At 48.2% G+C, this 1,131-nt stretch carries 1 protein-coding gene; it reads right to left on the bottom strand.

Going from position 1 to position 1,131, the window contains the following annotated elements; translation table 11 throughout:
- A partial coding sequence (locus ACERC8_RS09920; protein WP_373659699.1) for an ABC transporter ATP-binding protein occupies nucleotides 1–1,131 on the bottom strand: 1,131 nt, incomplete at its 3' end.

The raw sequence follows: 1,131 nt of genomic DNA, 5'->3' as shown, positions 1-1,131 counted from the left end.
TTTAATCCGTTTGCCGGTCTCAAGGTCAAAGAAATGCCCCTTAGACACATTGAGTGCTAACTCGACAGTTGAGCCTGGTACCAAGTAATCTGTCGCTGAAACGCGTGCAGAGAACTCCTGCTCACCCAGTTTGCAGTAAAGAACAGAGTCACTTCCCAAGAGTTCTGAGATAACCACCTCAGCACGTACACGAGCATCTGGATAGCTCTCTTGACTAATCAAATCTGATGAAATGTCCTCCGGACGGATACCAAAAGTCAATTTCTTACCTTGGTAACCTTTCTCATCCAAAAGCTTACGATAACCTGCCGGAATAGCAATATCAAAGCCTTTACCATCCGTCAAACGGTCACCAGACAAGGTCACCTCGATAAAGTTCATCGCAGGGCTACCAATGAAACCTGCAACAAACTTGTTCGCTGGTTCATTGTAGAGTTCCTGAGGGGTGCCGACTTGCTCAATACGTCCAATCGTCCCCGTTCCTGCCTCGTTCTTAGTCGCTGACATGATAACGATACGGTCTGCCAGAGTCATGGCCTCGGTCTGGTCGTGAGTCACGTAGATGGTTGTTGCCCCAATACGGCGGTGAATCTTAGCAATCTCCGCACGCATGGACACACGAAGTTTGGCATCCAAGTTTGACAGAGGCTCATCCATCAAGAATACTTTGGCATCACGGACAATCGCACGGCCCATCGCCACACGTTGGCGTTGACCACCAGAGAGGTCAGCTGGTTTACGTTGGAGGAAGTCGGTAAGAGCTAGAATCTCAGCTGCTTCACGCACTCGACGGTCGATATCAGCCTTGTCGTACTTGCGCAACTTGAGTCCGAAAGCCATGTTGTCATAGACCGTCATGTGTGGGTAAAGCGCATAGTTCTGGAAAACCATGGCGATATCGCGGTCTTTTGGCTCGATGTCATTCATCAACTCATCATCAATGTAGAACTCACCCTCAGTGATGTCCTCAAGTCCTGCAATCATGCGAAGAGTGGTCGACTTACCACAACCTGATGGTCCAACAAAGACGATGAACTCCTTGTCCTTGATGTCCAAATCAAAGTCCTCAACAGAGTAGAAGTCACTGTTTGGGTACTTCTTGTAAAGGCTGTTCAGTTTTAATGTTGTCAT

Origin of the sequence: Streptococcus sp. E29BA, from assembly GCF_041807805.1 — a bacterium.
In the GTDB taxonomy this organism is placed as follows: domain Bacteria; phylum Bacillota; class Bacilli; order Lactobacillales; family Streptococcaceae; genus Streptococcus; species Streptococcus entericus.
The sequence above is the reverse complement of the archived record's forward strand: the minus strand, read 5'-3'. Positions and strand labels throughout refer to the sequence as shown.